Source organism: Agrococcus citreus (assembly GCF_039527715.1).
Lineage (GTDB): Bacteria > Actinomycetota > Actinomycetes > Actinomycetales > Microbacteriaceae > Agrococcus > Agrococcus citreus.
In genome coordinates, this window is the sequence record NZ_BAAAKK010000001.1 from 479,137 (window position 1) to 485,080 (window position 5,944).

Here is a 5,944-nt window from a genome sequence, read left to right on the forward strand (position 1 = left end):
GATCGCGGCCGGCACGGCGACGTTCGAGGCGCAGGTCGGCGCGCCCACCTTCGCGCCGAAGCTCACGCTCGCCGACGGCGCGATCGACCTCGCCTCGACCGCGCCCGCGGTGCTGAACCGCTGGCGCGGCGTCACCCCCGAGCCCGGCGCGCACGCCACGCTGCTCGAGCCGGATGGCGAGGGGGAGCGCGTGAAGCTGCTGGCGCTCGCGCGCTCGGGCGCGGAGCCGATCCCGCCCGGCTCGGCCCAGCTCGCCGGCCGCACGGCGATCGTCGGGACGGGCAGCGCGCCGCTCGAGCTGCTCGAGGTGCAGCCCGCCGGCAAGCGCCCGATGGCGGGCGCCGACTGGCTGCGCGGCCGCGGCGGCACGGCGACGTTCGCGACGACGATGTCCGCGCCTGGCACGTCCGGGATCGCGACGTCCGAGCCTGGGACGTCCGCGACGGCGACGCCCGCACGGGGAGGCGCGGCATGAGCGCCCGCGAGGTCGCCCGCGACGTCGTGCTCGCCGTCGATCGCGACGACGCGTACGCGAACCTGCTGCTGCCCGCGCGCATCCGCGAGGCTCGCCTGAGCCCCGCCGATGCCGGCTTCGCGACCGAGCTCGCGTACGGCACGCTCCGCTGGCAGGGGCTGCACGACGCCCTCATCGCCGACGCCGCCGGCAGGCCGATCGACGAGATCGACCCGACGACGCTCGCGACCCTCCGCATCGGCTCGCACCAGCTGAGCCGGATGCGCACGCCCGTCCACGCCGCCGTGCACGAGACCGTCGCGCTGCTGGGCAAGCACAAGGGCAGGGCGGGCTTCGCGAACGCCGTGCTGCGCCGGCTCTCGGAGGTGCCCGCCGAGGAGCGCCTCGCGCGCCTCACGGGCGCGATGTCGGACGACGACCGGCTCGCGCTCGAGACCGCCCACCCGGCATGGGTGCTGCGGGCGCTGCGCCGCACGCTCGAGCGCGAGGGCGCCGCCGACGAGCTCGGCGCGCTGCTCGCCGCCGACAACGACCCGCCCGCCGTGCAGCTCGTCGCCCTGCCGGGCATCGCCGAGCCCGACGCGCTCGACGCGGAGCGCACGGCGAGCCCCATCGGCCGCGTCGCGCCGCCCGGGGACCCGGCGCGCCTGCCGCAGGTCGCCGACGGCAGCTGGCGGGTGCAGGATGCGGGCTCGCAGCTCGCCGCGCTCGCCCTCACCCGAGCGCGGCCCGTGCGGCCGGGGGAGCGGTGGCTCGACCTGTGCGCCGGTCCCGGCGGCAAGGCGGCGCTCATGGCCGCCGAGGCCGCCGTCGCGGGCGCCTCGCTCGAGGCGAACGAGCTGCTGCCGCACCGTGCGCGACTCGTGCGCGATGCCGTGCGCAGCATCCGCCCGCGCCCCGACGTCGTCACGGGCGACGGCCGCCGCTACGGCACGGGCGACACGGCGGGAGCATTCGATCGCGTGCTGCTCGACGCGCCGTGCACGGGCCTCGGCGCGCTGCGCCGACGGCCCGAGGCGCGCTGGCGCAAGCGGCCCACCGACGTGCCGGAGCTCGCCGCGCTGCAGGGCGACCTGCTCGAGGCCGCTGCCCGAGCGGTCGCTCCCGGTGGCCTCGTCGCCTACGTCACGTGCTCGCCCCACCTCGCCGAGACGCGCGCCGTCGTCGACCGAGCTGCCGCCCTCGGGCTCGTGCCCGTCGACACGCGCGCGGTCGTGCGCGAGCTCTCGCCCGGCATCGCGCTCGGCGAGACGGGCGACGCGGTGCAGCTGTGGCCGCACCGCAACGGCACCGACGCGATGTTCATCCAGCTGCTGACCACCGCCTAGGGCGGCCGCGGCGAGCAGCGCGGCTCGACTCGCGCCCAGACCCTCGCCCGTGTGCACGCTGCTGTCGCTCCGCCGCGCGCGAAGCCACAGCACCGTGCACATGCTGGCGCCGCCGTCACGGCCCAGCGGCGAGGCGGGCGGCGGCGCCGCCCGCGGCTAGGCTGGAAGGCATGGTCAGGATCCACCCCAGCATCCTGTCGGCGGACTTCGTGAACCTCGAGCGCGACCTCGAGAAGATCGCGACGGCCGACGGCGTGCACGTCGACATCATGGACGCGCACTTCGTGCCCAACCTCACCTTCGGGCTGCCGATGGTGCAGCGCATCGCCGAGGTGACCCGGCTGCCGCTCGACGTGCACCTCATGATCGATGACCCCGACACGTGGGCGCCCCAGTACGCGATCGACGGCGTCGAGTCGGTCACGTTCCACGCCGAGGCGACCCGCGACGCCATCGCGCTCGCGCGCGAGCTGCGCGCCCGAGGCACGCGCGCCGCGATCGCGGTCAAGCCCGGCACCGGCATCGACCGAGTGCTCGAGCACCTGCCCGAGTTCGACATGGTGCTCATCATGACCGTCGAGCCCGGCTTCGGCGGCCAGGCGTTCATGGGCGAGATGATGCCGAAGCTCGAGGCGCTCCGCGGCCGGGCGGAGGAGCTCGGCATCGAGCTCGCGCTGCAGGTCGACGGCGGCATCACCGCCGAGACCCTCCCCATCGCCGCCGCCTCCGGCGCGAACGTGTTCGTCGCCGGCAGCGCCGTCTACGGGCACGCCTCGCCCGCCGACCGCATCGCCGAGCTGCGCGCCGCCGGCAAGGGCGCGTTCGACACCGGCATGATCGATCTGCGCGCGATCCACCGCGGCGCCGCCGGCGCGTCGGGCGACGGCGCAGCCGGTAGCCTGGAGCGGTGAAGACCTTCGACGAGCTGTACGCGGAGCTCGAGCGCACCCTCGCCGAGCGCCGCGAGGGCTCCGGCACCGTCGCGGCCGTCGACGCCGGCGTCCACGAGATCGGGAAGAAGATCGTCGAGGAGGCCGCCGAGGTCTGGATGGCGGCGGAGCATGAGTCGGACGACGACGCCGCGATGGAGATCTCGCAGCTGCTGTACCACCTGCAGGTGCTCATGCTGGCGAAGGGCATCACGCTCCAGGACGTCTACCGACATCTCTGAAGCGCCGCCCATCGCTCGTCAGACCCGAGGAACCATGCTGAAGATCGCCGTGCCCAACAAGGGCTCGCTCGCCGAGACGGCTGCCCAGATGCTCGAGGAGGCCGGCTACCGCGGTCGCCGCGACTCGAAGGAGCTCATCTCCGTCGACGCGCGCAACGAGGTGGAGTTCTTCTACCTCCGCCCGCGTGACATCGCCACCTACGTCGGCTCGGGCGCGCTCGACGTCGGCATCACCGGCCGCGACCTGCTGCTCGACTCGGGCTCGCCCGCCCAGGAGGTCAAGGGGCTCGGCTTCGCCCGCTCGACGCTCCGCTTCGCGGGACTGGCCGGTCGCTTCGGGAGCGCCGCCGACCTCGCGGGCGCCCGCGTCGCCTCGTCGTTCACGCTGCTCGTCGAGCAGAACCTCGCCGAGGTCGGCGTCGAGGCCGAGCTCGTCCACCTCGACGGGGCCGTGGAGTCGGCCGTGCGGCTCGGGGTCGCGGATGCCGTCGCCGACGTCGTCGAGACCGGCGCCACCCTGCGCGCCCAGGGCCTCGAGATCTTCGGCGAGCCGATCCTCGCGAGCGAGGCCGTGCTCATCTCGAGCGGCCGCGACGTGCCGGGCCTCTCGACCCTCAAGCGCCGCCTCGACGGCGTCATCGTCGCGCGCGACTACGTGCTCGTCGACTACGACATCCAGCGCTCCCACCTCGACGCGGCGATCGCCGTGGCATCCGGCTTCGAGAGCGCGACGGTGAGCCCGCTGCGCGACGCGGAGTGGGCGGCCGTGCGGGTGATGGTGCGCCGCGACGAGACGAACAGCATCATGGACGCGCTCGCCGACGTGGGCGCGCGCGCCATCATCGTCACGCGCATCCACGCCGCGCGCATCTGATGACCGCCGCAGCCGGAGTCGGGCCGACCGCGATGACGACGCTCGCGACCCGCGTCATCCCGTGCCTCGACGTCGCGCACGGCCGGGTCGTCAAGGGCGTGCGCTTCCAGGGGCTCACCGACCAGGGCGACCCCGTCGAGCTCGCCGCCCGCTACGCCGAGCAGGGCGCCGACGAGCTCACCTTCCTCGACGTCAAGGCCACGGTCGACGACGCCGGCACGATGCTCGACGTCGTCGAGCGCACGGCCGAGCAGATCTTCATCCCGCTCACCGTCGGCGGCGGCGTGCGCAGCCGCGACGACGTCGCGCGCCTGCTCGCGCACGGCGCCGACAAGGTGGGCGTGAACTCGGCCGCGATCCGCGACCCCGCGCTCATCGACCGCATCGTCGCCGACTTCGGCTCGCAGGTGCTCGTGCTCTCGCTCGACGTGCGACGCTCGGCGACGCAGCCCTCCGGCTTCGAGGTGACGACCCACGGCGGCAGCCGCGGCGCGGGCCTCGACGCGCTCGCGTGGGCGCGCGAGGGCGTCGCCCGCGGCGTCGGCGAGCTGCTCGTCAACTCGATCGACGCCGACGGCACGAAGGAGGGCTTCGACCTCGAGCTGCTGCGCGCCGTGCGCGGCGTCGCGACGACGCCCGTGATCGCCTCGGGCGGCGCGGGGGAGCCGGCGCACTTCGCGCCCGCGGTCGCCGCCGGCGCCGACGCCGTGCTCGCCGCGAGCATCTTCCACAGCGGCCAGTGCACGATCGGCGAGGTCAAGGCAGCGATGCGCGATGCGGGGGTGACGGTCCGATGACCGAGCTGCGGATGCCAGAGCTCAAGCTCGACGCGGACGGCCTCGTCGCCGCCGTCATCCAGGACGACGCGACGGGCGACGTGCTCATGGTCGGCTACATGGACGCCGAGGCGCTCCGCCGCACCGCGAGCGAGGGCCGCGTGACGTTCTGGTCGCGCTCGCGCCAGGAGTACTGGCGCAAGGGCGACACCTCCGGCAACATCCAGGTGCCGCGCTCGATCGCGCTCGACTGCGACGGCGACGCGCTCCTCATCCGCGTCGACCAGACCGGTCCTGCGTGCCACACCGGCGCCCGATCGTGCTTCTTCACGCCCGTCGACATGGTGGATGCGGGGGAGCCGTGATCGAGGCCGGGTCGCCGGGCGCGGGCACCACTGCGCGCGCTGCGTTCGAGGCCCTGCTGCCGCACCACCGCGTCGTGCCCGTCGTGCGCGAGGTCTTCCTCGACGCCGAGACGCCCGTCGGCGTCTACCGCCGGGTCGCCGCGGGCCGCCCCGGGTCGTTCCTGCTCGAGTCGGCCCAGCAGGGCGTCTGGAGCCGGTACTCGTTCGTGGGCGTCGCCTCCTTCGGCCTGCTCACCGCCGACCGCGGCGAGGTCCACTGGCGCTCCGAGTCGGTGAGCGCCGAGCGGCTGCTCGGCGACGACGTGCCGCGCGGCGGGCTCGAGACGGTCGAGCACGTGCTGCGCCGCTGGTCGACGCCCCGGATCGAGGGGCTGCCGCGGCTCACGAGCGGCCTCGTCGGCCACATCGGCTGGGAGGCTGTGCGCGAGCTCGAGCGCCTGCCCGACGCCCCGCCGCGCGAGGTCGAGGTGCCGGCGATCGCGATGTCGCTCGCGGCGACGCTCGTCGTGCTCGATCACCGCACCGGTGCCGCGCACCTCGTCGCGAACGTGCTCAACGACGGCGTCGACGACGCGGATGCGCTGTGGCTCGACGCCCAGGCTCGGCTCGACGCGCTCGAGGCGGCCCTGTCGCGGCCCGAGCCCGGCTCGCTCGCCGCCCTCGACCGCGATGCTGCGCCGCACCCGACCTCCAGCGTCACCGCCGACGGCTTCCGCGCGATGGTCGACACCTCGAAGCAGCACATCGTCGACGGCGACGTCTTCCAGGTCGTGCTCTCGGCGCGCTTCGACCTCGAGACCGACGCCGACCCGCTCGAGGTCTACCGGGTGCTGCGCATGCTGAACCCCTCGCCCTACCTCTACCTGCTCTCGCTCGAGGATGCGGCCGGCGCCCCGTACGCGGTCGTCGGCTCGAGCCCCGAGGCGCTCGTGACCGTGCACGACGGGGCCGCGAC

General features: G+C 74.8%; 7 protein-coding genes and 1 pseudogene. All 8 read left to right on the plus strand.

Going from position 1 to position 5,944, the window contains the following annotated elements; translation table 11 throughout:
• A pseudogene (locus ABD106_RS02355) lies at positions 1–475 on the plus strand (hypothetical protein); the annotation flags it as partial.
• Positions 472–1,803, plus strand: a complete 1,332-nt coding sequence (locus ABD106_RS02360) for an RsmB/NOP family class I SAM-dependent RNA methyltransferase (RefSeq protein WP_343916909.1) — start codon at positions 472–474, stop codon at positions 1,801–1,803. The pseudogene ABD106_RS02355 and the gene ABD106_RS02360, both read left to right, overlap by 4 nt.
• A 170-nt stretch (positions 1,804–1,973) precedes the next feature.
• Positions 1,974–2,714 (plus strand): ribulose-phosphate 3-epimerase, encoded by a 741-nt coding sequence (gene rpe / locus ABD106_RS02365; RefSeq protein WP_343916911.1) that lies wholly within the window; start codon positions 1,974–1,976, stop codon positions 2,712–2,714.
• Positions 2,711–2,974, plus strand: coding sequence for a phosphoribosyl-ATP diphosphatase (locus ABD106_RS02370; protein ID WP_343916913.1), 264 nt, complete (start codon positions 2,711–2,713; stop codon positions 2,972–2,974). The genes rpe and ABD106_RS02370 overlap by 4 nt, the downstream gene beginning before the upstream one ends.
• Positions 2,975–3,008: 34 nt before the next feature.
• Complete coding sequence (gene hisG, locus ABD106_RS02375) at positions 3,009–3,848, plus strand: ATP phosphoribosyltransferase (protein WP_343916915.1); 840 nt, start codon at positions 3,009–3,011, stop codon at positions 3,846–3,848.
• Positions 3,848–4,645 (plus strand): imidazole glycerol phosphate synthase subunit HisF, encoded by a 798-nt coding sequence (hisF, locus tag ABD106_RS02380; protein WP_343916917.1) that lies wholly within the window; start codon positions 3,848–3,850, stop codon positions 4,643–4,645. The genes hisG and hisF overlap by 1 nt, the downstream gene beginning before the upstream one ends.
• Positions 4,642–4,989, plus strand: a complete 348-nt coding sequence (gene hisI, locus ABD106_RS02385) for a phosphoribosyl-AMP cyclohydrolase (RefSeq protein ID WP_343916919.1) — start codon at positions 4,642–4,644, stop codon at positions 4,987–4,989. The genes hisF and hisI overlap by 4 nt, the downstream gene beginning before the upstream one ends.
• The coding region (locus ABD106_RS02390; RefSeq protein WP_343916921.1) for a chorismate-binding protein at positions 4,986–5,944 on the plus strand (959 nt) is incomplete at its 3' end. The genes hisI and ABD106_RS02390, both read left to right, overlap by 4 nt.